Genomic DNA, 26366 nt, shown 5'->3' with positions numbered 1-26366 from the left:
TCCCCAGTAGTTCAAGGTTGAACTATTCCAACTCAGCGCTTCATGGGCGTGTGGGCCAGGCGCAGGATATTGGCCGCGCCGGGGGAGCCCATCGGCAGGCCGGCCAGGATCAACACCCGGTGGCCGGGCGGGGCCAGGCCCATCTCGGTCACCACGGCGACCGCGACCCGGGCCAGGTCCTCGGGATCGGATATCTCGTCGATCACCCGGGATTCCACGCCCCAGGCCAGGGCCAACCTACGCGCGGTCGCCAGCCGGGTGGTGAGCGCCAGTGTCGGCTGCAGCGGGCGTTCGCGCGACAGCCGCAGGGCCGTCTGACCCGTGGTGGTGAAGGCCACCAGGCAGGCGGTCGAGGCGGCCTCGGCGGCGCGGCGCGCGGCGGCCACCAGGGCGTCGGCGTCGGCGTCCTCCACCGGGTATTCCGCCCGCATCAGTTCGGGCCAGCGGGGGTCGTGCTCCACGCGGGTGAGGATGCGGTCCATCATGGTCACCGCCTCCACCGGATATTGGCCGGCCGCCGTCTCCGCCGACAGCATGACCGCGTCGGCGCCCTCATAGACCGCGCCGGCCACATCCGACGCCTCGGCGCGGGTGGGGGTCGGCGAGGTGATCATGCTCTCCAGCATCTGGGTGGCCACGATCACCGGGATGCCGCGGGTGCGTGCGGCGCGGACCAGGGCCTTCTGCACCACCGGCACGTCCTCGGGGTTCAGCTCGACCCCCAGGTCGCCGCGCGCCACCATCACCGCCTCGCAGAGGTCGAGAATCTCATCCAGCGCCTCCAGGGCGGCCGGCTTTTCGATCTTGGCCAGGACGCCGGCGCGGCCCTGCACGATCTGGCGCAGCTCGGCCATGTCGGAGGCCCGCTGCACGAAGGACAGCGCCACCCAGTCGACCCCGACCGACAACGCGAAGTTGAGGTCCTCCAGGTCCTTGGCGGTGAGCGCCGGGATCGGGATGGCCAGGCCCGGCAGGTTCAGGCCCTTGTGATCGGAGAGCGCCTCGCCGGCCACCACCACAGTGTCGGCGAAGTCGGGGCCGCACTTGGCCACCTTGAGCCGCACCTTGCCGTCGTCCAGCAGGATATCGGCGCCCGGCTTCAGGGCCGCGAAGATCTCGGCGTGGGGCACGCAAACACGGCTCGCGTCGCCGTCGATGGCGTGGCGGTCGAGGCGGAAGTCCTGGCCCACCTTCAGCCTCACCTGGCCGTCGGCGAATTCACCCAGGCGCAGCTTGGGTCCTTGCAGGTCGGCCAGCACCGCCAGGGGCCGGCCGACCTGGGCCTCCACCGCGCGGACATTGGCGATGGTGCGGGCGTGGTCCTTGTGACCGCCGTGGCTGAAATTGACCCGGAACACGTCGGCGCCGGCTTCCGCGAGCGCCCGGATCTGGGCTGCGTCACGGCTGGCGGGACCGAGGGTCGCCACAATGCGGGCGCGTCGAGCGCGGATCATCTGGTCTCCCTGCCAAATCGCGTTGCGTCGAACAGATCGATGCTTATCAAAAGACCACCCTGCGGTCAGGGCTCAACGAATAAGGGCTCGTCGTGAACCGAACACATCCGTCGAGGATTCGGACCCTATGACCCAGACCCTCGACCTGTTTCCCATCGGCAACTGCGCGGCCAGCGCCCTTATCGACCGTTCCGGGCGATTCGTCTGGGCCTGCACGCCCAGGGTGGATGGCGACCCGGCCTTCTGCGCCCTGCTGTCGGGGGACAGGGCCGACGACCAGGGCTTCTGGTCCATCGACGTCGAGGACATGGCCAGCGTCCGGCAGAGCTACCTGCGCAACACCCCGATCCTGATCACCGAGATCACCGACAAGTCCGGCGCGGTGGTGGAGATCACCGACTTCGCGCCGCGCTACCGCCAGTTCGGCCGAGTCTACCGGCCCATGGCCTTCGTGCGGAAGGTGCGTCCGGTCAGCGGCACGCCTCGCATCCGCATCCGCATGCGGCCGATGGTCAACTGGGGCGAGGCGCGTGCGACCATCACCACCGGCTCCAACCACCTGCGCTATGTGGGCGGCGAGATGACCCTGCGGCTGACCACCGAGGCGCCGGTCTCCCACATCCGCGACGAGCGGCTGTTCCGGCTGGAGGAGCCCTTCTCGATGTTCCTGGGCCCCGACGAGGGGTTCGACACCGACGTGGCGGCCACCACCGCGCGGATGCTGAGCGAGACAACCCAGTACTGGCGCGGCTGGGTGCGGACCCTGTCGGTGCCGCTGGAGTGGCAGGACGCGGTGATCCGCGCGGCCATCACCCTGAAGCTCTGCGCCCACGAAGAGACCGGGGCCATCGTCGCGGCCCTGACCACTTCGATCCCTGAGCACGAGGGCAGCCAGCGCAACTGGGACTATCGCTACTGCTGGCTGCGTGACGCCTATTACGTGGTCCAGGCCCTGAACCGGCTCGGCGCCGCAGACCTGCTGGAAAACTACCTGGTCTATCTGCGCAACGTCATCGACATGGCCAAGGGCGGTCACGTTCAGCCGCTGTATGGCGTGGGGCTCGAACCGTCCCTGGTGGAGCGGTTCGCCGAGCATCTGCCCGGCTATCGCGGCATGGGGCCGGTGCGGGTGGGCAACCAGGCGCACGAGCACCTGCAGCACGACGTCTACGGCCAGATCGTGCTCTCCACGGTCCAGGCTTTCTTCGACCAGCGGCTGTTTAGGCCAGCCACGGTGGAGGACTTCCGCGCCCTGGAGCCGGTGGGGGACCGGGCCTTCGAACTGCACGACCAGCCCGACGCCTCGCTGTGGGAGTTCCGCGGCCGGGAGAACGTCCACACCTATTCAGCGGTGATGTGCTGGGCGGCCTGCGACCGGTTGGGCAATGCGGCCCAGCAGCTGGGCCTGATGGAGCGGGCCGACTTCTGGAACGGCCGCGCCGCCCAGGTGCGCGAGACCACCGAGAAGGGCGCCTTCAACGAGAAGCTGGGCCGCTTCGCCGCCACCTTCGGCGGCGATGAGCTGGACGCCTCCCTGCTGCAGCTGGTGGATGTGCGGTTCGTCAGCCCCGACGACCCCCGCATGGCCGCCACCATCAAGGCGGTGGAGGAAGGCCTGAGGCGCGGCCCCTACATGCTGCGCTACGCCGTCCCCGATGACTTTGGCGAGCCCAAGACCGCCTTCAACATCTGCACCTTCTGGCTGATCGAGGTGCTGCACATGTCGGGCCGCAGCCAGGAGGCCCGCGACCTGTTCGAGGAGATGCTGGGCCGGCGCACGGCCGCAGGCCTGCTGTCGGAGGACATCACCCTCGACGGCGCGGAGCTATGGGGCAACTACCCCCAGACCTACTCCCTGGTGGGCCTGATCAACTGCGCCAACATGCTGAGCCGACCGTGGACCAGCGTGCGTTGAATCCTTTTTCCGGCGAAGGCGTTAGGTCCTCGGCAAGGAGCGCCCCATGACCGACCGCCACTTCTCAGCCCGCGCCGTCACCCAGGGCCAGCAGCGCGCCTATGATGTGATGGGCCCCGACTTCGAGACCGCCGCCTTCGAATTTGTCGACCGCTGGCATCCGCAGCCCGACGAGGACGGCGACGTCGAGGTGGTGGTCACCGACACCGAAACCGGGGAACGCCACTGCTTCCGCATCGACCTGGGGTCGGGCGAGGCGCAGGCCTGCGGGTAGGGCCCGAGGCCCTAGTCGTACCAGGCGCGCTCGGAGCGCTCGATGAGGGCGAAGGCGCCGGCCGGGCCCCAGCTGCCGGCGGCATAGGGCTTGGGCACCATGCCGCTATCGGCCCAGGCGGCCTCGATGCCGTCGATCCAGGTCCAGGCCTGCTCCACCTCGTCACGGCGGACGAACAGGGTCCCGTTGCCGTGCATGACGTCCAGCAGCAGTCGCTCATAGGCGATGCGGCGCCGCGCATTGGGACCGGAATAGGCCCGCAGCAGCGACAGCGACAGCGGCAGGGACTGCAGCCGCATGCCGCCCTGTGTCAGGCCCGGGGCCTGGTTCATCAGGGTCAGCTCGATATCCTCGTCCGGCTGCAGGTCGATCACCAGGCGGTTGGCCACCAGGTCGGCCTTGGCGTGGTCGCCGAAGATCGAGTGGGGCACCGGCTTGAACTGGATGGCGATCTGGGTGCGCCGCTCAGGCAGGCGCTTGCCGGTGCGCAGGAAGAAGGGCACGCCGGCCCAGCGCCAGTTGTCGATGTCGGCGCGCAGGGCGACGAAGGTCTCGGTGTTGCTGGCCTGGCCGCGCTCGCTCTCATAGCCCGCCGCCGACCCGCCGCCGACCACGCCCGGCGTATACTGGCCTCGCACGCTGATCGACTGCACGTCGGCGCGGGTGAAGGGCCGCAGGGAGCGCAGCACCTTGACCTTCTCGTTGCGTAGCGACTCCGGCGCCATGTCGGAGGGCGGCTCCATGGCCACCAGGCACAGCAGCTGCAGCATGTGGTTCTGCACCATGTCGCGCAGGGCGCCGTACTCGTCGTAATAGGGCCAGCGGTCGCCCACCCCCTCGGTCTCGGCCACGGTGATCTGCACGTGGTCGATGGTGAGGTTGTTCCACAGCGGCTCGAACAGGGTGTTGGCGAACCGCAGGGCGATCAGGTTCTGCACCGTCTCCTTGCCCAGGTAGTGATCGATACGGAATACGCTCTGCTCGGGGAAGACCGCGCCCACCGCGTCGTTGATGACGATCGAGCTCTGCAGGTCCCGACCGATGGGCTTTTCCAGCACGATCCGCGAGCTGGGGCCGCCCAGGCCCGCCTCCCCCAGGGCCGCGCAGACCGGCGCGAACAGGCTGGGGGAGAGGGCCAGGAAGAAGATCGGGGTCTTGGCGTCGCCCAGGGATTTCTTCAGGGCGACCATGCCGGCCGGCTTGGTGGCGTCGCCGCCGACATAGTCCAGGCGCGCGGAGAACCGCTTCCAGACCTTGGCGTCCACGCCACCGGCCCGGACCTTGATGGACTCGTGGACCTGGTCGGCGAAGGCCTCGGCTGTCATCTCGGCCCGGGCCGTGGCGATGACCCGGAAGTCGTCGGCGAGGAAACCATCGGCGTCGAGGAAGTAGAGCGACGCGAACAGCATCCTCTGGGCGAGGTCGCCCGTGCCGCCGAACAGGACGATCACGTCGGCCGTGGGAGATTGCGCCATCGCGTCACCTTTCGCGAACCTTAGAGATGCAAACCGCGCATAGCGGCGTTCGCCCCCGCAACGTCAAGCCCGCTCGTTCGTTCTCTTCGCAACAAAGGAATTTGGATCGAACCGTGGCCGTGGGCGTTTCAGTTCCCGTGCCCGGGGCGTTGGATCTTATGACTGTAACCGAACTGGACATTCCAGCTGACGCGGCGCCGGCGCCCCTGGCGCTGGCCAAGGCGGCCCTGTTCCTGGATCTCGATGGGACCCTCGCCCCCATCGTGGCGCGGCCGCAGGATGTGGTTGCCGATCCGCGCCGCACCGGAATTCTCGAAAGCCTGATGCGCGGGCTGGAGGGGCGGCTGGCCGTGGTCAGCGGCCGCACGCTTTGCGACATCGACCGCATCCTGGAGGGCCGGGTTCCGGCGGTGGCCGCCGTCCACGGCCTGGTGCGCCGGGGCGCCGACGGCGTGGTGACCCAGACCGAACCTCACCCTGCCCTGCCCGAGGCCGTGGCGGCCCTACGGCTGTTCGCGGCCGGCCATCCGGGGATGATCGTCGAAGACAAGGGTCTGTCAGCCACCCTGCACTATCGGGGCGATCCCCAGCACGCCCAGGTTGCGCGCAGGGAGGCCGAACGCATCGCCGCCCGCACGGGCCTGATGCTTCAGCCCGGCGACATGGTGGCCGAGCTGCGCACCCCTGGCCCCACCAAGGGCGACAGCGTCGAGGCCTTCCTGGCCCATGCGCCCTTCGCCGGCGCGACCCCGATCTTCCTGGGGGACGATCTCACCGACGAGGACGGCTTCGCCGCCGCCGAGCGGCTGGGCGGGTACGGCGTTCTGGTCGGCCGCAAGCGCGCCACCGCCGCGCGCCTGCGCCTGGACGACGTCGAGGCGGCCCTGTCCTGGCTGGAGGCGGCGCGATGACCCGCCTCATCGTCGTCTCCAACCGGGTCAATCCGCCCACCGGCAAGGGCGACGAGACCGTGGGCGGCCTGGCCATGGCCCTGTCGGCGGCGCTGCGGGAATATTCCGGCCTGTGGTTCGGCTGGAGCGGCAAGACCACCGAGACCTTCACCGGGGAACTCAATGTCGAGCGCCACGACGGAGTGACCGTCGCCACGGTGGATCTCGAGGAGTCCGACCTCAACGAATATTACAACGGCTACGCCAACAAGACCCTGTGGCCGCTGTTCCACTACCGCCAGGACCTGACGGCCTATGACCGGTCCTATGGCGAGGGCTATGAGCGGGTGAACCAGCGGTTCGCCGAGACCCTCGCCCCGCTAATCGAGCCCGGCGATCTGGTGTGGGTCCACGACTACCACCTGATCCCGCTGGCCCGGGAGCTGCGCAGGCTGGGGGTGAAGAACCGCATCGGCTTCTTCCTGCACATCCCCTGGCCCGCTCACCAGCTGATGGTCACCCTGCCCGGCCACCAGAAGCTGGTGCAGTCGCTGTTCGATTACGACCTGGTGGGCTTCCAGACCCCGGACTACCGCCAGGCCTTCGAGGAATATGTGCTCACCGAGGCGCAGGGCGTGATGGTGGGCTCGGACCTGCGCGCCTTCGGCCGCACCGTAAAGGTGGGCGCCTTCCCGATCGGGGTCGACGCCGCCGAGTTCGCGCAGATGGCCAAGAGCGAGCGGGCCTGGCGCACCTACAATGTGATGATGGCCCACACCGCCTTCCGCAGCCTGATCGTCGGGGTGGACCGACTGGACTATTCCAAGGGGCTGGAGGAGCGGTTCGCCGGCTTCGAGCACTTCCTGGCCGACAATCCCGAGGTGCGCCGCGAGGTGCTGTTCCTGCAGATCGCCCCGGTCAGCCGCGAGGGGGTCGAGGCCTATCAGGAGATCCGCGCGCGGCTGGATTCGCTGTCGGGCCGCATCAACGGCGAGTATGCCGACATCGACTGGAACCCGGTCCGCTACGTGAACAAGAACTACCGCCGCGACGAGCTGGCGGGCGTCTACCGCGCCGCCCGGGTCGGGCTGGTGACGCCCCTGCGGGACGGCATGAACCTGGTGGCGAAGGAATTCGTGGCCGCACAGGACCCGGACGATCCCGGGGTGCTCATCCTGTCACGCTTCGCCGGCGCCGCCGACCAGCTGAAACAGGCGCTGATGGTCAATCCCAACAGCCCCGAAGAGATCTCCGAGGCCCTGAAGCGGGCCCTGGCCATGGAGCTGCCCGAGCGGATCGCCCGCTGGACCCAGATGTTCGAGACCGTCACCCGCGACGACGTCAGCGCCTGGCGCGACGCCTATGTCGGCGCCCTGTCGGGCGTGCGAGAAACCTACACCGCGCTGGCGAGCTAGAGTCCGACTAGAGCATGATCGTTTTAGACGGAACCGCGTCGCGGTCCCGGCTGAAGCGTGAATCATGCTCTCGCTTAAATCTGGAGCCTGATTCACCGCATCGGCGGAATCGCGAAGCGATTCCACCTCAACGGATCAGGCTCTAGTGCGCGACCGGGCTGTCGGAGAGCCGCTGCACCACCCGCCAGGAATGGACCACGGCGGAGATGAAGCCCACCAGGGCGGCGAAGCCCTGCATGGCCTTCCAGGCGGCGTCCACCAGCGGACTGCCGAACACCTGCTCGGTCACCACATAGAGCAGTTTGCCCACCGTGATGCGGAAGGCGGCGTAGACGCTGGAGTACTCGATGGAAACGTGCGCCACCCAGGCGCCGGCGATCACGCCGAGCACCGGCGCCCACAGCAGGGGCAGGGCCAGCACCATGGCGAAGACGATCAGCACCGCCTTGGTGAGCGGGCTCTGTTTCAGCGCCAGGGCGTAGATCACGAACCCCACCAGGATCAGCCCCAGCACCGGGAAGGCGCCGGTCAGCAGCAGGTCGGCGGCCGGGATGTAGTCCATCTTGGCCAGCTTCCAGGCGATCAAGGCCGCAGCCAGCACCAGGGCGAAGGCGCCGAGCCAGACCAGGCCGTATTGGCGGAAGCACTGGCGGATCAGGGTGAGGTTCAGCATGGGGCCTCAGTCAGGGTGATCGGCGGCGCTGGCGGGCGCGACGTGGGGCGGGAAGGCCGCCCCGATGGGACCGTACTTGGCGCGGGCCGCCGCGACCCGGGCGGTCATATCGGCCAGGGCCTGCGGGTGCAGGGACGCCACGCTGTAGGTCTCGCCGGGGTCGCTGCCCATGTCGAACAGCAGGGGATAGCGGTCCAGGGGCACGTCGTAGGTCCGGTAGTAGGAGCGCACCACATACTTCCAGCGCGCCGTGCGCACGGCGGCCACATGGGTGTTGTCGAACAGCACGATCTGGTCGTTCGGCGAGGCCGCGCCCTTGGTCATCACCGCGCTGAGGTCGGCGCCGTCAAGCTCTCGATCCGTAAGCGGATCAATCCCCGCCATGGCCAGCAGGGTGGGCAGGATATCCAGGTTGCTGGACAGCGCGTCGGTGACCACACCGGCCGGCAGGGTCCCCGGCTGGCGGGCGATGAAGGGCACCCGGAAGCCGCCGTCCCAGGCCGAGCCGCCCTTTCGGTCGCGGAAGGGGCCCGACGAGCCCTCGAACCAGGGGCCGTTGTCGGAGGTGAAGATCACCAGGGTGTCCTCATCGATTCCGAACTCTTTCAGCTTGCCCAGCAGGCGGCCGATATTGAGGTCGATCTCCTCCACCACCTCGCCATAGGCGCCGCCCGGCGAACCGGTGAGGTCGTCGGGATTGGGCTTCAGCGGGATGTGCGGCGCTGTCAGGGTCACCAGGGCGAAGAACGGCCGGTGGCGATTCTCCTCGGCGAAGGCCACGGTCTGTTCGAAGAAATTCTGGGTCAGCTTGGCGAAGTCGGGCCGGGCCTCGATGACGTCCACCGCCGCCCCTTCTCCCGCATAGAGGGCCAGCGGCTTCATGTCGTGGCTGTAGGGCAGGCCATAGAAGCGGTCGAAACCATGGACGGTGGGCGGCCAGTGGGGCGCCACATGGCCCAGGTGCCACTTGCCGATCAGGGCGGTGGCGTAGGCGTCCCCCAGGGCCTTGGGGATAGTGACCTCGCTGAGCGGCAGGCCGGTGGTGTCGGCGGGCTGGATCACTTCGTGGGCTAACCCTGAGCGGATCGCGTAGCGGCCGGTGAGCAGGCCCGCCCGCGACGGCGTGCAGACATTGGCCGAGGCGTAGAAGTCGGTGAAGCGTACGCCCTCGGCGGCCATCTTATCGAGGTGCGGCGTGCGGATGATGGTCCCGCCGTCGCAGCCGATGTCGCCATAGCCGAGGTCGTCGGCGACGATGACGATGAAGTTGGGGGGACGCTGACTCACTTGGGCAACTCCAGGGTCGGCAGGGCGACGGCCTCCTGGGCGTCCAGGCGGGCCTTGCGGAAATGGGTGCGGACGCCGCTCGGGGCGCCGAACTCCATCAGCTGGTCGGACTTCGGATCATAGGCCGGCCAGTCACAGGCGGGCTTGCCGGTCTTGGCGAAGGCCACCCAGCAGCCGTGCATCAGGGTAGCCATGGCCTGGTCGTCGGGCTTGATCATGCTGAGCGGCGTGCGGCGGCCCCAGTATTCGAACACGTACTGGATTTCCGCAGCGTGGAAGGATCGCGTCACCATCGGCCGGAAGCGCGAGCCGACATAGGAGAAGTAGTAGAGCCAGGCGGGCTTGCCCTTGGCGGCCCGCGCGGCCGTCCAGCGGGCCGGCGCACCCATCGCCCGGTCCGTAAAGGCCGCGCGGCCCAGGACCTCGTCGCCCTGCGCGGCTTCCTCAGCGTAGACCGCGCGCATCGCGGGCGGCAGGAGCTTGCCCACTGTCGCCGGCGGCAGTCCAAACTCGCCCATCAGCGAATCCTCGCCGGAGTTGGAGCCGATGATCAGCGGCACGTCATTGGCGCGGCCCGAGGCGAAGGCCTGGGCCGAGGTCTCCTTCATCAGCCTGCCGTCGACGAAGGGCCCGAAAGTGCCGTCCACCTTGGCGATCAGGTCGGCGGCGGGCGCGGCGCGAAGCTGGTCGGCGGTGGCGTCGGTGAGACCCAGGGCCGTGGCGCCCTTTACCCCCTCGGCCTCCTTGTCGGCGAGCGTCGTGGGGCCGCCCCAGCCGCCGCCTGACTGCACGACGGCCTTCTTGTAGAGGCCCTTGGACTTCGGCGTCGCCAGCAGGGCCAGCGTGCTGCCGCCCCCGGCGCTCTCACCGAACAGGGTGACGTTGGAGGGGTCGCCGCCGAAGGTCTTGATGTTGCGCTTCACCCATTCGAGCGCCGCGATCTGGTCCATCAGGCCGTAGTTGCCGACCGCCTCGCCGGGCCCCGCGGCCTTGGTGAGCGCCGGGTGGGCGAAATAACCGAGCGGGCCCAGGCGGTAGTTGATGGCCACCAGCACCACCCCGTCGCGGGCGAAATTCGAGCCATCATAGATCCAGCCCGCGCCATAGCGGTGTAAGCCGCCGTGCAGCCAGACCATCACCGGCGCCTTCTTGGCCCCCTTGGGCGTAAAGACGTTGAGCTGCAGGCAGTCCTCGCTCATCGGTCCGTTGGCGCTGCCGACGTTGGGCGCACCGTCGGCGCGCATGGTCTGCATGCAGGAGACGCCCGCCTTGGTCCCGTCCCGCTCACCCGTCCAGGGAACGACTTTGGCCGGCGGCGCCCAGCGCAGGGAGCCGACCGGCGGGGCGGCGTAGGGGATGTTGCGATAGATGTCCGCCGTCGCGGTCTGCGTTCCCATCATGACGCCGCCCTCGACGGTGGCCTTCACCGGGTCGGCCAGGGCCGGGGCGGCGGCGAGGGCCAGGATCGCGGAGAGCACGGCGAGCTTCATGGGTTCGTCCCCGAAATCCTGCGGCCTGAAATACGGTCGGCCATCTCTATCTGTCGGGCCGAACCATTCGCCGCGTGTGCTGTGTGGTCAAGCTGAACTCAGTGGAAATCGCGGCTGTGGATCAGGCCGCCGGCCTTGCGGCCCGAGTCAGCGGCAGGTCCCTCGTCACGCAGGCGGGCGGTCAGGTGAGAGAGGTCGGTGAAGCTCTTGGCCACCAGGTGGACCACGTCGCTCTCGATCTGCAGCTGGCCGTGGACTTGCAGCAGGGTGGCGGTCATCACCAGCCGGCGGTTGGCCTCGAAGGCGTCCTTCCAGATGACGATGTTGGCGATGCCCGTCTCATCCTCCAGGGTCATGAACACCACCCCCTTGGCGGTGCCCGGCCGCTGGCGCACCAGGACGATGCCCCCCACCGAGGTCCAGCGCCGGTCGCGCATATGCTTCAGCGCCGCCGCCGGGACCGCGCCCGCCTGGGCCAGCTCGCCGCGGAAGAATTCGCAAGGGTGGGCCTTCAGGGACAGGCGCGTGGTGCGATAGTCCTCGGTGACGTTCATGGGCAGGCTCATCAGGGGCAGCTGCACCTGGACCTCCGGGCGATCCATGATGGCCAAAAGCGGAGCGTCGGTCTCCACCCGGGTCTCCCCCAGCAGCCCCTTCACCGCCCAAAGGGCCTGGCGGCGGGAGAGGCCCATGCCCGCGAAGGCGTCGGCCTCGGCCAGCAGCTCCATGGCGCGGCGCGACAGGCCGCGCGCGAAGGCCTCGACCGTGCGCACGCCCGCCTCGCGCATCTTCATTAGAGCCACGCCGTCGTCTTCCTTGAACCCCTTGATCTGCCGCAGGCCCAGCCGCATGGCCCGCAGGCGTTGGCCCTCCACCGGCTCCAGGGTGCAGTCCCAGTCGCTGGCCATCACGTCGGGGGGCCGCACCTCCACCCCATGTTCGCGGGCGTCGCGGACCAGCTGGGCCGGCTGATAGAAGCCCATGGGCTGGCTGTTGAGCAGGGAGGCGCAGAAGGCGTCGGGCCACCGCCACTTCACCCAGGCCGAGGCGTAGACCAGCAGGGCGAAGCTGATGGCGTGGCTTTCGGGGAAGCCGTAGGAGCCGAAGCCCTCGATCTGGTGGAAGCAGTCGTCGACGAACTGCGGATCGTAGCCCCGCGCCGTCATCCCCTCGCGGAACTGAATCTCATACTCCCCGACATTGCCGTGGTGGCGGAAGGTGGCCATGGCGCGGCGCAGACCGTCGGCGTCGTTCTCGCTGAACTGGGCGCCCTCGATGGCGATGCGCATGGCCTGCTCCTGGAAGAGCGGCACGCCCATGGTCTTCTTGAGAATCTTCTCCAGTTCGTCCTGGGGGAAGTCCGCCGAAGGCCGCGGATAGGTCACCTGGGAAGGATCGCCCCGGCGCTTCAGATAGGGATGGACCATGTTGCCCTGGATCGGGCCTGGCCGGACGATGGCGACCTCGATCACCAGGTCGTAGAACTTGCGGGGCCTAAGCCTCGGCAGCATCGACATCTGGGCCCGGCTCTCCACCTGGAAGACCCCCACGGAGTCGGCCTTGCAGAGCATGTCGTAGACCTCGGGGACCTCCTGCGGGATGTGGGCGATGTCGCTGATGACCGTTCCGTCCTCCAGGGGCGGCAGCATGTCGAAGCTGCGCTTCAGGGCCGTCAGCATGCCGAGCGCCAGGACATCGACCTTCATCAGGCCGATGGCGTCGATGTCGTCCTTGTCCCACTCGATGAAGGTGCGGTCCTTCATGGCGGCGTTGCCGATGGGCACGGTCTCGTCCAGGCGGCGCTGGGTGAGCACATAGCCGCCGACGTGCTGCGACAGGTGGCGGGGGAATTTCAGCAGTTCCTGGCCGAGCGCCGTGGCGCGGCGGATTTCCGGATTGTCGGGGTCGAGGCCCGCCTGGCGGATATGCTCGTCGGGGACCATATCGCCCCAGCTGCCCCAGACCGTGCCAGACAGGGCGGCGGTGACGTCCTCGGTGAGGCCCAGCGCCTTGCCCACCTGGCGGATCGCCATGCGCGGGCGGTAATGGATGACGGTGGCGACGATGGCGGCCCGTTCGCGGGTGTAGCGGCGGTAGACGTACTGCATCACCTCCTCGCGGCGCTCGTGCTCGAAATCCACGTCGATGTCCGGGGGCTCGCCGCGCTTCTCGGAGATAAAGCGGGAGAACAGCAGGTCCTGGTCGGCCTTGGTGGGGTCCACCGCCGTGACGCCCAGGCAGAAGCAGACGCAGGAATTGGCCGCCGACCCCCGCCCCTGGCAGAGGATGTCCTGGCTGCGGGCCCAGGCGACGATGTCGTGGACGGTGAGGAAGTAGTTGGCGAAACCGAGCTTCTCGATCAGGTCCAACTCGTGTTGGATCGTGGCGCGCTCCTTCTCCCCCATGCCCGTGGAGAACCGGGTCTTGGCGCCTTCCCAGACCAAGTCGCGCAGGTGGCCGATGGCGGTCTTGCCCCGCGGCACAGGCTCGTCGGGATACTCGTATTTGAGCTGGCCGAGGTCGAACTGGATGCGGGCGGCGATCTCGACGCTGCGCTCCACCGCGCCGGGGAGTTTGGCGAACAGGCGGGCCATCTCAGCAGGCGTCTTCAGGTGCCGCTCGGCATTGGCCTCCAGGCGCAGGCCGGCGTCGTGGATGGTGCAGGTCTCGCGGATGCAGGTGACCACGTCCTGCAGGGCCCGGCGTTCGGGGCCGTGATAGAGGACGTCGTTGGTGGCGACCATCGGCGCGCCGCTGACCTGCGCCAGGGCCGCCAGCTTCGACAGCCGCTGCAGGTCCCGCGCGCCATAGGGCCGCGACGCCGCCAGCCAGACCGAGCCGCGCAGGGCCTGGGCGATCCTGATCAGGTCGGCCTCGAAGGCGGCGTCCAGGCGCAACGGCGGGACCACCAGGGTGAGCTGGCCCTCCGCATGCTGGAGATAGTCTTCCCAGTGCAGCTCGCACTCGCCCTTGATCGAGCGGCGCTGGCCGACGGTGAGCAGGCGGGTCAGGCGGCCATAGGCCTCGCGGTCGCTGGGATAGCAGAGCAGGCTTGGCGTCCCATCGGCGAAGTCCAGGCGGCAACCGGTGAAGGCGCGGAACGTCGTGGGCGCCCCCAGGTCCTTCACCGCCGACCAGGCGCGGACCACGCCGGCCAGGCTGTTGCGGTCGACGATGCCGATGGCGTCGAGACCCAGGGCCTTGGCCGTCTGCACCAACTCGTGCGGATGCGACGCGCCGCGCAGGAAGGAGAAGTTGGTGGCGGCCTGGAGCTCCACATAGCGCGTCATGCGAACAGCCCGTGCAGCCACCACTTGGCTTCGACGCCAGGCGCATAGATGCCGGCGCGGAACAGCCAGAAGCGCGCGCCGACCTCGTCCTCCACCCGGTAGTAATCGCGGATGTGAGAGGTGCGGGCGTCCTCGATTTCGCCGCGCCACCACTCCTCACCGATCCGTTCGGGTCCCTCGGCGCGGCGCACCCGGTACATCTGTCCTCGCCAGCGGAACTGCACCGGGGGATCGTCGGGGATCGGGGCCATCACCAGTTCCAGGGGCTCGGGCCGGCTGAACAGGCGCAGGGGCCGGGGCCGCTCCGGGTCCCAGCCGGCGAGCGGCGGCGCCATGGGGGCGCCGGGGGCGGCGGATTGTTCGGGGACGTGGCTCTCCACCGGACGGGCCTTCCAGACCCGATCCTCCCCCAGGCGGTTGGTGAGGCGGTCGATCAGAGGCGCCAGACCCTCGGCGCTGCCTGCCTCCAGCAGGCTGTCCAGCCGCGCCTGGCGGCCGGAGACCGGCTCAACCTCGGCGGCCTCAAGGGTCACCACCTCCACCCCGAAGCCGGGGTCGATAGTCTCGATCTTGGGGGCGAACAGCTTGGCGATCCGGACGGGATCGCGAGCGGCCAACGCCAGGCCGACATTGAGCGGGGCGACATGACCGTCGACCCGATGGAAGCAGAGCTCGAAGCGCCGCGCCCCCCGCCCCTCCTTTTCCAGTCGCGCGCAGAGCTGGAGGCCGACGTCGTAGGCCACGCGGGCCATATCCTCCGGCGCGCTGATCGGCTCGGCGAAGGCCAGGCGGGCGAACCAGGGATTGGCCGGACGGCGATAGGTCAGCGCCTCTTTCGACCGCCCCAGGGCCTGGTCGATACGGGTCAGGGTCTCCATCCCGAACCGGCGGGCCAGCGGCGCGCGGGGGATGTCGAAGAGCTGGGCCAGGACCTTCAACCCCAGGCGGTCGATCTGGGCGGCGGTTTCCGGCGCCAGCCGCAGAGCGGCCGGCGGCAGGGGCGCCAGCAAGGCGATCTGCCCGCCGGGCGGGGCGATGGCGCCGTCTTCTCCGTAGTGGGCGAGCGCCCAGGCCGCGCCCGGCGTGTCGGCGACGGCGCAGCGGAAGGCCAAGCCATTGGCGGTCAGCCGCCCCTGGAAATCGGCCAGCAGGGCGGCCTCCCCGCCCCACAGATGGGCGACGCCGCTGATGTCGAGGAACAGGCCGTCGGGCTCGTCGGCGGCCACGGCGGGCGAGAAGCGCACGCACCAGTCCACCAGGGCCTCCAGGGCCTGGGCGTCGGCCTCCGGCTCGGCCTCGACGGTGATCAGCTCGGGCGCGATGGCCGCCGCATCGGTGGCCTTCTGCCCCACATAGAGGCCCAGCTTGCGGCCCGTCCGGTCCACGGCCGAGAGGCGGCGGGCGCCCTGGGCCGTCTCGATCAGCGCAAACGGGGAAGACTCTTTTCTGGTCGCGCTTTCGGACGGCGAACCGGTTCCCACTTCGCCTGAAAGCGCTCTAGGCGGTTCGGCGGAAGGGTTGCGCCGGCGCCAGTTGGAGATCGCCCAGAGGGGCGACCAGGCGCAGAGGATGCGTGCCATCAGAAGCCTCGTAGGTGTAGGCGTCAGCCGCCTCGAACAGCCAGGCGCCGGTGCGGCCGCCGCGGCAGCGTTCCAGGGTCACCGCCCAGCGCGGGGGACCCAGACCGAATTCCCCCGGTCCGGGCTCGCTGGCGGCGGGGGTGACCCGCCAGCGGCTGGCCGCGGCCGAGCCGCTGGCCGCCTTGGCCTTGCCGCCATAGGGTCGCCGTCGGATCACGAAACCGGTGGCCCCACGCTTCTCGCAGGCCAGTTGCAAGCGTCGGCCGGCGGTGAGGCTGACGGCCTCCACCTCGGCGAAGACGGCGGTGACGCCGGGGGTGGCCAGGGCGTCCTCGGCCACGGCCAGGGCCTCGGCCTCGTCACGGGCGCAGACCTGGATCAGCCGCTCGGCGGGAAAGCCCAGCCCCACCAGGCCGGGCGCGAAGAGGTCGTCGCGGCGCAGGATCCACACCGCCTCGCCCCGCTTGGCGAGCGGCGCGGCTGTCAGGGCGGCGAAGGCGGCGGGACAGGCGGCGGTCTCGGCCTCCATCCCCTCGGCGCCGAACTCGTGCCAGCAGCCCAGGGGAAGACCGCCGGTCAGGAAGCAGCTGTCGATGCGGGGATCGCCGAAGGGCAGGGATTCAGAGTCCGCCCGTCCGCCCGCCTCGAGGGTGGCGATCTTCGCCTTGAGAGCGGCGAGCCGCTCATCGCGAAAACCGGACATGGCTTCCTGTTCCTTTGTTCCTATTTTGTTCTAGTCTCGCGAACGGAAGAGTCAATCACCCCATGGTGGAGTCGCTTCCAGCTAGAGGCTGCGAACCTCTTCCGGCTCGGGATCGATCGTGAAGCGGACCGCGTCGATCTGCGTCCGCCCCTCAATCCAGGCGCGCGCGATGCGGTGGCCGCCGTCCATCAGGGCGCCGTCGGCGGAGAAGATGATCGGATAGGACAGGTCGGCGGCCATGATCCGCCGCGTGTGGCCGGCCACGTCGCGCAAGGTCGGCGCCTGGCCGCGGAACCAACAGTCCTGGTCGAATTCCGGGATGTCGGCGATGGCCACCGAGATCACCGGCAGGCCGGCGGCCGCCGCCCACAGCTTCTGCGTCAGCCAGTAGGCCCGGCCGCCGGGCACAGTGTGGGAGTGTCGTTCTGGACGAGACATGGCGGCAGCTTCCCGAGGAAGCCGCCGCCTATCAAGTTTTTAGAACCGCAGGGTGCGGGCTTCCTTCACGTGCGGCAGGGCGCGGATCTTGGTGATCAGCGCGTCCGACGGGTCCTGGTCGACGCCCACCAGGGCGATGGCGTCCTCGCCGGCGGAAACCCGGCCCAGGTTGAAGGTGGAGATGTTGACGTTGGCGTCGGCCAGGATGGCGCCCAGATTGCCGATGAAGCCCGGCTTATCGAGGTTGTTCACATAGAGCATGGTCGAGCCGAACGGCGCGTCCAGGTCCATGCCCTTGACCTCGATGATGCGCGGGGTGCCCGCCATCACCGAACCGGCGAAGCTGCGCTTGCCCATGGCCGTGGTGACGGTGATCCGCACCAGGCTTTCATAGATGGGGCTGTCGTCCTGCTTGCTTTCCGAGACGGTGATGCCGCGCTCGCGGGCCACGGCCGGGGCCGAAACCATGTTGATCTCCGCCAGCATGGGCCGCATCACGCCGGCCAGGGCGGCGGCGGTCAGGGGACGGGTGTTGAGGTTGGCGACCTCGCCCTCATAGGCGATGTCGATGGCCTTGACCTCGACGTCGACCATCTGGCCGGCGAAGGCGCCGAGGCGTTCGGCCAGCGCGATGAAGGGCTTCAGCTTGGGGGCTTCGTCGGCGGTGACCGAGGGGCTGTTGAGAGCGTTGGAGACCGCACCGGTGAGCAGGTAGTCGCTCATCTGCTCGGCGACCTGCAGGGCCACGTTCTCCTGGGCCTCCATGGTCGAGGCGCCCAGGTGGGGGGTAGCGATGAAGTTCTCGGCGCCGAACAGCACGTTTTCCTTGGCCGGCTCCTCGACGAACACGTCGAAGCCCGCGCCGCCGATGTGGCCGCTGTCGAGACCGGCGCGCAGGGCGGCTTCATCCACCAGGCCGCCGCGGGCGCAGTTGATGATCAGCACGCCCTTCTTGGCCTTGGCCAGGGCTTCGGCCGACAGGATGTTGCGGGTCTTGTCGGTGAGCGGGGTGTGCAGGGTGATGACGTCGGCGCGGGCCAGCAGCTCGTCGAGCTCGACCTTCTCCACGCCCAGCTCCACGGCGCGTTCGGCCGAGAGGAAGGGGTCGTAGGCCACGACCTTCATCTTCAGGCCGTTGGCGCGGTCGGCGACGATGCCGCCGATATTGCCGGCGCCGATCAGGCCCAGCGTCTTGGCGTAGAGCTCCACGCCCATGAAGCGGTTCTTCTCCCACTTCCCGGCCTGGGTGGAGACGTCGGCGGCAGGCAGCTGCCGGGCCAGGGCGAACATCAGGGCGATGGCGTGCTCGGCCGTCGTGATCGAGTTGCCGAAGGGGGTGTTCATCACCACGATCCCCTTGGAGGTCGCCGCAGGGATGTCGACATTGTCGACGCCGATGCCGGCGCGGCCGATGACCTTCAGGTTGGTGGCGGCGGCGATGACGTCCTTGTCGGCCTTGGTGGCCGAGCGGACGGCCAGGCCGTCATACTGGTCGATGATCTTGAGCAGTTCTTCCTTGCTGAGGCCGGTCTTCACGTCGGCGTCGACGCCGCGTTGCTTGAAGATGTCGATGGCGGCGGGGCTCAGCTTGTCGGCGATGAGAACGCGGGGCATGGGGCGGTATCCTTAGGCGATGTGGGGGTGCGCTCCCGGCGCCGGCGCGCGCGGCGGTCCAGGCGGCGGGAGCGCTAAAGGGCTTTAAGCGGCTTGCAGGTCGGCGGCGGTGGACGCGAAGGCCCAGTCGAGCCAGGGCGTCAGGGCCTCCAGGTCGGAGGTCTCCACCGTGGCGCCGCACCAGATCCGAAGACCCGCCGGGGCGTCGCGATAGCCGCCGATGTCCAGGGCCACGCCTTCCTTCTCGAGGATGGCGGCCAGCTTCTTGGCGAAGTCGGCCTGGGCGTCGTCGGACAGGGCGGTGACGGCCGGATCAACCACCTTGAGGCAGACCGAGGTGTTGGACCGGATCGCCGGATCGGCGGCCAGGAACTCCACCCACGGGGTCTTGGCGACCCAGTCGGCCAGCGCGCCGAGGTTGGCGTCGGCGCGGCGTTGCATCTCGGGCAGGCCGCCGATGGAGGCGCCCCACTTCAGCGCGTCGATGGCGTCTTCCACGCAGAGCATGGAGGGGGTGTTGATGGTGGCGCCCTCGAAGATGTCGAGGCTGACCTTGCCGCCCTTGGTCATGCGGAACAGCTTGGGCATGGGCCAGGCCGGCGTGTAGCTTTCCAGGCGGACGACAGCGCGGGGGCCAAGGATCAGGATCCCGTGGGCGCCTTCGCCGCCCAGCGCCTTCTGCCAGGAGAAGGTGACCACATCGAGCTTGGCCCAGTCGAGGTCCTGGGCGAAGGCGGCGCTGGTGGCGTCGCAGATGGTGATGCCTTCACGGTCGGCGGCGATGAAGTCGGCGTTGGGGACCTTCACGCCCGAGGTGGTGCCGTTCCAGGTGAAGACCAGGTCGGCGTCCTTGCGCACCTTGGTCAGGTCCGGCAGCTCGCCATAGGGGGCGTCCAGCACCTCGGCCGGCAGCTTCAGCTGCTTGACCACGTCGGTGACCCAGTCCTTGCCGAAGCTTTCGAAGGCCAGCAGCTGGACGGTCTTGGGACCGAGCATGGACCACAGGGCCATTTCCACGGCGCCGGTGTCCGAGCCGGCGACGATGCCGATCAGATAGTCGTCCGGCACCTGCAGCACCTCACGGGTGCGGTCGATGGCTTCCTTCAGACGCGCCTTGCCCAGCTTGGAGCGGTGCGAGCGTCCGAGGACGGCGTTCTGGAGATTTTGGGGATTCCATCCGGGGCGCTTGGCGCACGGGCCGGACGAGAATTCGGGGCGGGCCGGACGCATGGCCGGCTTGGCGAGGGTATTCATAGCGATGTCTCCCATCCTTACAGATGAGCAGCGCCCCGTTGGGGGGGCGTGGCCCGCCGCGCAAAAACTCCGGTTTGCGGAAGAGGGCAAGCGTAATTTTTTGAAAGGCGGATTGAGCGGCGCTGACGACACGAAGGCTTGGCCTTGGCCTCAAGCCGTGATTCCTGACCCTGCGGCCAGGCCGCCGGAGCCGTCATGACCCGTCCCAAACCCATAGACTGGCTGGTGTTGGCCGCCCTGGTGGTCACCTGGGGATCGGCCTTCGCGGCGCTGAAGATCGCCGTCGCCCACATCCCGCCGTTCTGGAACACTGCCCTGCGGCTATGGATCGCGGTGGCGACGCTGGCCATCGTGCTGGCGATCCAGCGTCAGGGCCTGCCGGGCTGGCGCGACCGGGCCTGGCGATTTTACGCCTTCAATGGCCTCGTGGGGATGGCCGTGCCCTTCGCCCTCTTCGCGCTCGCCGCCGAGCGGCTGCCCTCAGCGATCAACGCCATCTGCAACGGCGCCTCGCCGATCTTCACCGCCCTGCTGGCCCACGCCTTCGTCTCCGGCGAGCAACTCACCGCCCGCAAGGCCGGTGGCGTGGCCCTGGGGTTCGTCGGCCTGCTGGTGCTGGTGGGCCCACGGCTGACCGGCGGCCTCTCCCTCGAGGCCCTCGCCCTGATCGGAGCGCTGGCCGGCGCGGCGCTCTACGGCGTCTCCAACGTGGTCACCAAGCGCGCGCCACCGGTCCCCTCCAGCGTCGGCGCCCTGATGATGTGCGCCTGGGGCGCGGTGTTCGCGACCATTGCGGCGGTGTTCACCGGACCCTTCCCGGCCTGGCCGCCGATGTCCTCGGTGCTGGCGGTGAGCGCCCAGGGGGTGTTTCCCACGGCGCTGGCCACCATCGGCTATGTCTATCTGATCCAGCGGCGAGGCCCGTTGTTCCTGTCCATGGCCATCTATCTGGCGCCGCTCTGGGCGACGGCGGTGGGGGTGATCTTCCTGGCCGAGCGTCCAAGCTGGACGGCCTTCGTGGCCCTGGCCCTCATCCTCAGCGGCGTGGCCCTGGCGACCCTGGAGCCGCGCGAGAAGCTGCCGGCCTAGACGGAAGTCGCAGCCTGCTTGGCGGCCAGGGCGTCGCGGTCGGCGCGGGCGTGGCGCAGGTAGGCCACCGTGCCCAGCGCGATGCCCACCAGGGTGCCGCAGGTAACGAGGTTGTTCACCACCGCATAGGTCACGCCAGGCGCCAGCTTGGTCACGAAGAAATAGGCGTGCAGGCTGAACTGGACGCCCTGCAGCAGCATGACCCCGCCCAGCCACAGGCTGGCGTAGCGGACGGCGAGGACGAGGAAGCTTAGGGCCAGGACGCCGTCCAGGACCAGGTGCGGCACGGCGCGCGCTTCGGCCGGCAGGGCGATGTTGATGATCTGGAAGGCGATGGCGATAGCGAGCGTCAGCCCGGCGCCAAAACGCTCGGCGGGCCCGCCCTTGAGCAGGCCGAACATGCAGACCGCGATGATGGCGGCCCAGATGATTTGAGTGGTGAGTGTCGTCGGCATTTCCTGCGCCCCTAACAGGCATTAGGGACGCAGGACTAGTTAAACTATTGCAATCAAATCGGGGTTAGCCGACGTCGCGCATCGCCGTCTTGTCAGCCTTGCGCATGAAGGGCGGCTTGTTTTCCACACCGCCGAGGGTGGTGCGGATGCCGAGGCGCAGCTTGGCTTCGGTCAGTTCGGTGTGCACGCCGACCATGGCGGTGCGCGCTTCGCCCAGGGCCTTGATGGCTTCCACCATCTTGATCTGAACGTCGTCGGCGAAGATCAGCGAGGTGCCGACGTCGGAACGGGCCCGCAGGAGGTCCGCCATCAGTTCGGTAGCTTCGATCATGGCCGCGTCAACCGCGGCTTCCGTCGTGAACAACTTGGTCGCGACGCGTTGCGCAACAAAGGCCTTTTCCATGGGGGAGCCCCTCTCCAAGTGAATTAACTCAACGGTAGTAGAGGTAAACCAGAGGTTAAGCTCCGTCCACGGGATTCAGACTCTGTTAACTGCGACAACTACGCGCACAAGTTGCGACTGTGTCCGCCAGGCCACGGATTCGCCTTCCAGGCGAGCACTTGGAAGCGAAACGTTAGGAGAATTGTCCTATTCCCGAATGCTGGACGGGACTGCAGAAGCAAATGACCCAACATCTTCGCGCGACGGGCCCGGCTCACAATGCGACCTTCCATGCCCGCGTGGCGGGTATCGCGCTGATCACCACGATGGTGGTGCTGATCGCCGCCTGCCTGACCTTCATGCTGCAACAGTGGGCGGTGGCCCGCGAGCAGAGCCACCTCAATCACGTGGCCCTCTCGGAGATCACCGCCAGCGCCGCGGCCCCCGCCCTGTCGCAGTTGGACGCTCCGGCGGCGCGGTCCGCGATCGCCGCGCTCTCCCAGGCTCAGTCGGTGACCGGCGCCCGTCTGCTGGACTCCTCGGGCGGGGTCGTCGCCACCTATCGACGCGCCAACACCGCCATCAACGGGACCGACGTCATCCACGCGCCGGTGAAGATGCAAGGCCTGCGTGTGGGCGAACTGGTGGTGGATGTGGCGCCGCCACGCCTCGACGCCCTGCTGCCCCAGTTCATCGCCCTGACCGGCGCGCTTTTCTTCGGCGGGGTCGGCGTCGCCCTGTTTCTGGCCCGCGGACTCGCCCATAGGGTGATCGCGCCGGTGCAGAAGCTGTCGGACGCCATGCGCGACGTGGCCGCCAGCGGCAGCTTCGCTCCCGTCCAGGTGGAGGCGCAGGACGCCCTGTTCCGCAGCCTTACCGCGAGCTTCAACCACCTGCTGGCCAAGCTGGACGAGCGCGAGCAGGCGCTGCAGCGCACCCTCCAGGAACTGATGGAGGCCCGCGACGCGGCCAATGCCGCCAATACTTTGAAGTCGCAGTTCCTGGCCAATATGAGCCACGAGATCCGCACGCCGCTGAACGGCGTCCTGGCCATGGCCGAGGTCATGTCCATGGGCGAGATGGACGATATCCAGCGCGAGCGCCTGGAGGTCATCCGCCAGTCCGGCGGCCTGCTGTTGGCCGTGCTGAACGACGTGCTGGACCTCTCCAAGATCGAGGCCGGCAAGCTCACCCTGCTGGTGGACGACTTCGATCTGGAGGCCGCCATCTCGTCGGCCCGCGAGAGCTTCGCGGTGATGGCGGAGAAGAAGGGCCTGGCCTTCAAGCTGGAGGTCGAGCCTACCGCCCAGGGCGCGTGGCGCGGCGACGCCGACCGCCTGGGCCAGATCGTCGGCAACCTGCTGTCCAACGCCGTGAAGTTCACGCAAGTCGGCGAAGTTTCCGCCAGCTTCGGCCTCAACCCCGACAGCGGCGCCCTGAAGCTGACCGTGCGCGACACCGGCCTTGGAATCGCCGCCGAGAAGCAGGCCAACCTGTTCGAGAAGTTCGTCCAGGCCGACAATTCCGCCACCCGCCGCTTTGGCGGCACGGGCCTGGGCCTGGCCATCTGCCGCGAGCTGACCCAGATGATGGGCGGCGCGATCTGGGTAGACAGCCGCGAAGGCACGGGCTCGACCTTCACCGTCGAGCTGCCCTTGGAACGTGGCGTGGCCGTGGCCGCAGCGCCGGCGCCCGCCCCCCAGGGCGACAACGCCGAGGAAGGCTCCCTGCGTCTGCTGGCCGCCGAGGACAACCCCACCAACCAGCAGGTCCTGGCCGCGGTCATGGGGTCGCTCGGCCTCGACATCGACATCGTCAGCGACGGCAAACTGGCCTTCGAGGCCTGGCGCGACGGGGCCTACGACCTGATCCTGATGGATATCCAGATGCCGGTGATGGACGGCATCGACTCCGCCCGCGCCATCCGCGCCGCCGAGCGCGAGCAGGGCCGCCCGCGCACCCCCATCGTGGCGCTCACCGCCAACGCCCTGTCGCACCAGGTGGAGGAATACCTGGCCGCCGGCATGGACGGCCACGTGGCCAAACCCATCGAGATCGCCAAGCTCTACGAGGCCATCGGCCGCGCCCTGAATGACGCCGCCCAAAACGCCGCCTCGGCCGCCGCGGCGCAGAGCGCCGCCGCCTGATCTCCTGAACGGCGAAGCTGAACGCCAGACAACGGCGGGCTCAGTTCGGTTTCAGGTTGGAAGTGTTTCTCTCCTCCTCAAGCGACGCCAGCCGGCGGCGCCAGACATCCAAGGAGGATGGAAGATGAAAAAGATTCTGATCTCGATCGCGGCCGCTTCCGCCCTGGCCGCCGCTGCTCTCCCCGCCGCCGCCCAGTCCTATGACCGGGGTTACGACCGTGGCCACCAGGATGGCGGCCGCTGGGACGACCGGGGTGGTCCGGAACGCGGCATCGTGCGCGGCGACGACCTGCAGGTCCGCATCAACCGCGCCGAGCGCCACCACCAGATCAGCCGCCGCGAGGCCTTCCGGCTGCGCGAACAGCTTCGCATCGCCGAAAGCCTGTCCTGGCGTTACCGCGCCGACGGCGTGGTGACCCGCTGGGAGCGCGCCGACCTTGACCGCCGCTTCGACTCCATCCGCATCCAGCTGCGCTACGAGCGCAACGACCGCGACTACGGTTCGGGCTACGGCGGCTACGGCGGCGATCGCCGCTAGGTCCACCCGGTCCTGACATCGAACGGCCCCGCCCTCCCCGGCGGGGCCGTTTTCGTTGGCGGGCCAATGGCTTGTCGGGTTGGGAAAGGGCCGATCCGGACCGCCGTTTCGACACGCTCTCGGCCCGCATCCGCGTCGAGGCCAATGGTAGCAAACTCTACGGCGCCGGCTACGGCGAACGCCGCTAGAACCGGGGCGGCGCGGCCAGAGGTCGCGCCGCCCCGGGTCGCGGGTTTACGCGAAATTATCCCAAACCATGTTCTGTGAGCGACCTAAGCTTCACCGGAACCCCGCATGCCCTGGTCGGCCGCGAGCTACTCGTCCGACCTGATGGAGGTCATCGCCGCGCGGCGGGCTCAGGTCCGCATGCGCGTCGGTTTGGCGGTGGGCCTGACGCTCGGCTTCGGCACGATTGTCGGCTGGGCTTGGGCCTTCGTCTGGTTCGCCTGCTACGGCGGCCTGCAGGCCGTCGAGTACTTCGTGTTTGCCAAGCGCACCCCCCCACCCTGGGTCGCGCTGACCCTGCTCTTCACCAACAGTGTGGTGTTCGGGGTCTTCGCCGCCGAGGGGCCGCTCAGCGATGGAGTCTTCGGCCTGGCCTGCTGGATCTGCCTGCTGTGCGGCGGTCAGCTGAACTGCGCGCTCACCAGTCAGAAGTCCCGCGCCGCCTTCCTGGCCGCCTCGACCCCCTTCGCCCTCTATCTGGCGGCCACCCCCTTCGTCGCCCTGTGGTTGGGGGCCGCTCCGCGTCAGGCCGCCGCCATCGCCGCCTCCGCAGCCCTGATCGTGGTCTTCACCCACATGATCTGGCGCGCCGCCGCCCGCGCGCTAACCGCGGAGAGCGCGGCTCGCGCCCAGGCCGAGGCCGCCGACGCCGCCAAGTCAGCCTTCGTGGCCATGGTCAGCCATGAGCTGCGCACCCCCATCAGCGCCATCCTCGCCGGCGCCGTCGAGGCCAATGACGTCCGCAGCCCCTCGGGCCGGCAGTCCAACCTCGACCTGATCTCCTCCTCGGCCCGCATGATGCGGACTCTGCTGGACGACCTGCTGGACATGTCCAAGATCGAAGCTGGCCGCATGGGCGTGGAAGTCACCCCCTTCGACCTGCGCCAGCTGATGCTGGAGACCGTGCAGTTCTGGGGACCGGTGGCCCGGCGCGGCGGGCTGGCCTTCCGCCTGGAGGGCGCTCACCGCCTGCCGGCCTGGGTGGCGGGCGACCCCACCCGCATCCGCCAGATCCTCAACAACCTGCTCTCCAACGCGCTGAAGTTCACCGAAAGCGGGTCCATCACCCTGCGCATGGCCGCCAGCCCCCAGGCCGACGGGATCTGCGGCCTGACCCTGGAGGTGATCGACACCGGGCCAGGCATGACAGACGAGCAGATCGGCGGCCTGTTCACCGCCTATGGCCAGCTCAGCAACAGCGTCGCCCGCACGCATGGCGGCACGGGACTGGGCCTCAATATCAGCCGCGAGCTGGCCCGCCTGATGGGCGGCGAACTGGTGGCGCAGAGCGCGCCGGGCCAGGGCGCCACCTTCCGACTGTCGCTGGATCTGGCCGTCGGCCAGGCCGACGTCACAGCCGAGGACGCGCCCCAGGAACACACTGGCCTGCGGGTGCTGATCGTCGACGACCACGAGATCAACCGCCGCGCCTTCACCCTGATCCTGCGGGACGCCGTGGACTTCATCAGCACCGCGGAGAACGGCCAGGACGCGCTGGACACCCTGGCCCTGGAAGCCTTCGACATCGTCCTGATGGACCTCAATATGCCGAAGATGGGCGGGCTGGAGGCCACGCGGGCCCTGCGCGCCGGGACCGGCCCCAACCGCCGCACCCCGGTCATCGCGCTGACCGCCTCGGCGGCGCGTACCGAGATCGACGTCTGCCTGGCCGCCGGCATGAACGCCTTCGTCATGAAGCCCGTCGAGGCCGCCGAACTGTTCGGCGCCATCGAGCGGGTGCTCGACGCGGCGGCTGTGGCCGCGGCGGCCTAGCGCCG

Annotated in this window: 21 protein-coding genes; 8 read left to right on the top strand and 13 right to left on the bottom strand. The window is 68.9% G+C overall.

All coding sequences use genetic code 11. The annotated features are described in order from the left end of the window. Positions 1-32 precede the first annotated feature (32 nt). Positions 33-1454 carry a pyruvate kinase gene (pyk, locus tag JKL49_RS02360; protein WP_215338081.1) on the bottom strand — a complete coding sequence of 474 codons (1422 nt, stop codon included), beginning with the start codon at positions 1452-1454 and terminating at the stop codon, positions 33-35. Between the two features lie 127 nt (positions 1455-1581). Between pyk and JKL49_RS02355 the strand changes: the two genes are divergently transcribed. After that, positions 1582-3369: a glycoside hydrolase family 15 protein gene (locus JKL49_RS02355; RefSeq protein WP_215338079.1), complete on the top strand. Its 1788-nt coding sequence runs from the start codon at positions 1582-1584 to the stop codon at positions 3367-3369. A 46-nt stretch (positions 3370-3415) separates the two neighbouring features. Then, entirely contained in the window at positions 3416-3643 is a 228-nt protein-coding gene (locus JKL49_RS02350; RefSeq protein WP_215338077.1) for a DUF5961 family protein, read from the top strand. A gap of 11 nt (positions 3644-3654) precedes the next feature. Here the strand turns inward: JKL49_RS02350 and zwf are convergent, their stop codons facing one another. Next, the gene (zwf, locus tag JKL49_RS02345) at positions 3655-5118 is read right to left on the bottom strand and encodes a glucose-6-phosphate dehydrogenase (RefSeq protein ID WP_215338075.1); all 1464 of its coding nucleotides are present in this window, start codon (positions 5116-5118) and stop codon (positions 3655-3657) included. 158 nt (positions 5119-5276) lie between these two features. Between zwf and otsB the strand changes: the two genes are divergently transcribed. Both otsB and otsA read left to right on the top strand, forming a co-directional pair. Then, entirely contained in the window at positions 5277-6029 is a 753-nt protein-coding gene (otsB, locus tag JKL49_RS02340; RefSeq protein ID WP_215338073.1) for a trehalose-phosphatase, read from the top strand. Beyond that, entirely contained in the window at positions 6026-7423 is a 1398-nt protein-coding gene (otsA, locus tag JKL49_RS02335) for an alpha,alpha-trehalose-phosphate synthase (UDP-forming) (protein ID WP_215338071.1), read from the top strand. Before otsB ends, otsA begins: the two co-directional genes overlap by 4 nt. 142 nt (positions 7424-7565) lie before the next feature. Here the strand turns inward: otsA and JKL49_RS02330 are convergent, their stop codons facing one another. The 9 genes from JKL49_RS02330 to JKL49_RS02290 all read right to left on the bottom strand — a co-directional run bounded on the left by JKL49_RS02330 (position 7566) and on the right by JKL49_RS02290 (position 19752). After that, positions 7566-8096: a hypothetical protein gene (locus tag JKL49_RS02330; RefSeq protein ID WP_215338069.1), complete on the bottom strand. Its 531-nt coding sequence runs from the start codon at positions 8094-8096 to the stop codon at positions 7566-7568. Between the two features lie 6 nt (positions 8097-8102). Next, positions 8103-9383: a sulfatase family protein gene (locus JKL49_RS02325; RefSeq protein WP_215338066.1), complete on the bottom strand. Its 1281-nt coding sequence runs from the start codon at positions 9381-9383 to the stop codon at positions 8103-8105. Then, a complete protein-coding gene (locus JKL49_RS02320; RefSeq protein ID WP_215338064.1) occupies positions 9380-10873 on the bottom strand; it encodes a carboxylesterase/lipase family protein in 1494 nt (497 codons plus the stop codon). The genes JKL49_RS02325 and JKL49_RS02320 overlap by 4 nt, the downstream gene beginning before the upstream one ends. Positions 10874-10971: 98 nt before the next feature. Then, complete coding sequence (locus JKL49_RS02315; protein WP_215338063.1) at positions 10972-14163, bottom strand: error-prone DNA polymerase; 3192 nt, start codon at positions 14161-14163, stop codon at positions 10972-10974. Beyond that, a complete protein-coding gene (locus JKL49_RS02310; protein WP_215338062.1) occupies positions 14160-15743 on the bottom strand; it encodes a DUF6504 family protein in 1584 nt (527 codons plus the stop codon). The genes JKL49_RS02315 and JKL49_RS02310 overlap by 4 nt, the downstream gene beginning before the upstream one ends. Beyond that, positions 15661-16446 (bottom strand): ImuA family protein, encoded by a 786-nt coding sequence (locus tag JKL49_RS02305; protein WP_215338061.1) that lies wholly within the window; start codon positions 16444-16446, stop codon positions 15661-15663. Before JKL49_RS02305 ends, JKL49_RS02310 begins: the two co-directional genes overlap by 83 nt. Positions 16447-16527: 81 nt before the next feature. Next, on the bottom strand, positions 16528-16884 hold the full coding sequence (locus tag JKL49_RS02300) for a hypothetical protein (RefSeq protein ID WP_215338060.1): 357 nt from the start codon (positions 16882-16884) through the stop codon (positions 16528-16530). Between the two features lie 39 nt (positions 16885-16923). Then, the gene (gene serA, locus JKL49_RS02295) at positions 16924-18498 is read right to left on the bottom strand and encodes a phosphoglycerate dehydrogenase (protein ID WP_215338059.1); all 1575 of its coding nucleotides are present in this window, start codon (positions 18496-18498) and stop codon (positions 16924-16926) included. 84 nt (positions 18499-18582) lie between these two features. Next, positions 18583-19752 (bottom strand): phosphoserine transaminase, encoded by a 1170-nt coding sequence (locus JKL49_RS02290; RefSeq protein WP_215338058.1) that lies wholly within the window; start codon positions 19750-19752, stop codon positions 18583-18585. Positions 19753-19947: 195 nt separating this feature from the next. On the opposite strand from JKL49_RS02290, the gene JKL49_RS02285 reads away from it, so the two are divergent. Next, positions 19948-20841: a DMT family transporter gene (locus JKL49_RS02285; protein ID WP_215338057.1), complete on the top strand. Its 894-nt coding sequence runs from the start codon at positions 19948-19950 to the stop codon at positions 20839-20841. Here the strand turns inward: JKL49_RS02285 and JKL49_RS02280 are convergent. Both JKL49_RS02280 and JKL49_RS02275 read right to left on the bottom strand, forming a co-directional pair. After that, entirely contained in the window at positions 20838-21296 is a 459-nt protein-coding gene (locus tag JKL49_RS02280; protein ID WP_215338055.1) for a hypothetical protein, read from the bottom strand. The genes JKL49_RS02285 and JKL49_RS02280 overlap by 4 nt on opposite strands. 64 nt (positions 21297-21360) lie before the next feature. After that, the gene (locus JKL49_RS02275) at positions 21361-21627 is read right to left on the bottom strand and encodes a hypothetical protein (protein ID WP_347340345.1); all 267 of its coding nucleotides are present in this window, start codon (positions 21625-21627) and stop codon (positions 21361-21363) included. Positions 21628-21920: 293 nt separating this feature from the next. On the opposite strand from JKL49_RS02275, the gene JKL49_RS02270 reads away from it, so the two are divergent. From JKL49_RS02270 to JKL49_RS02260, 3 genes are all read left to right on the top strand, one after another. Next, positions 21921-23825 (top strand): ATP-binding protein, encoded by a 1905-nt coding sequence (locus JKL49_RS02270; protein ID WP_215338052.1) that lies wholly within the window; start codon positions 21921-21923, stop codon positions 23823-23825. A 124-nt stretch (positions 23826-23949) separates the two neighbouring features. Next, positions 23950-24363: a hypothetical protein gene (locus JKL49_RS02265; RefSeq protein ID WP_215338051.1), complete on the top strand. Its 414-nt coding sequence runs from the start codon at positions 23950-23952 to the stop codon at positions 24361-24363. Positions 24364-24657: 294 nt separating this feature from the next. Beyond that, positions 24658-26361: an ATP-binding protein gene (locus JKL49_RS02260; protein ID WP_215338050.1), complete on the top strand. Its 1704-nt coding sequence runs from the start codon at positions 24658-24660 to the stop codon at positions 26359-26361. Positions 26362-26366: the final 5 nt, after the last annotated feature.

Origin of the sequence: Phenylobacterium glaciei, from assembly GCF_016772415.1 — a bacterium.
In the GTDB taxonomy this organism is placed as follows: Bacteria; Pseudomonadota; Alphaproteobacteria; order Caulobacterales; family Caulobacteraceae; genus Phenylobacterium; species Phenylobacterium glaciei.
The sequence above is the reverse complement of the archived record's forward strand: the minus strand, read 5'-3'. Positions and strand labels throughout refer to the sequence as shown.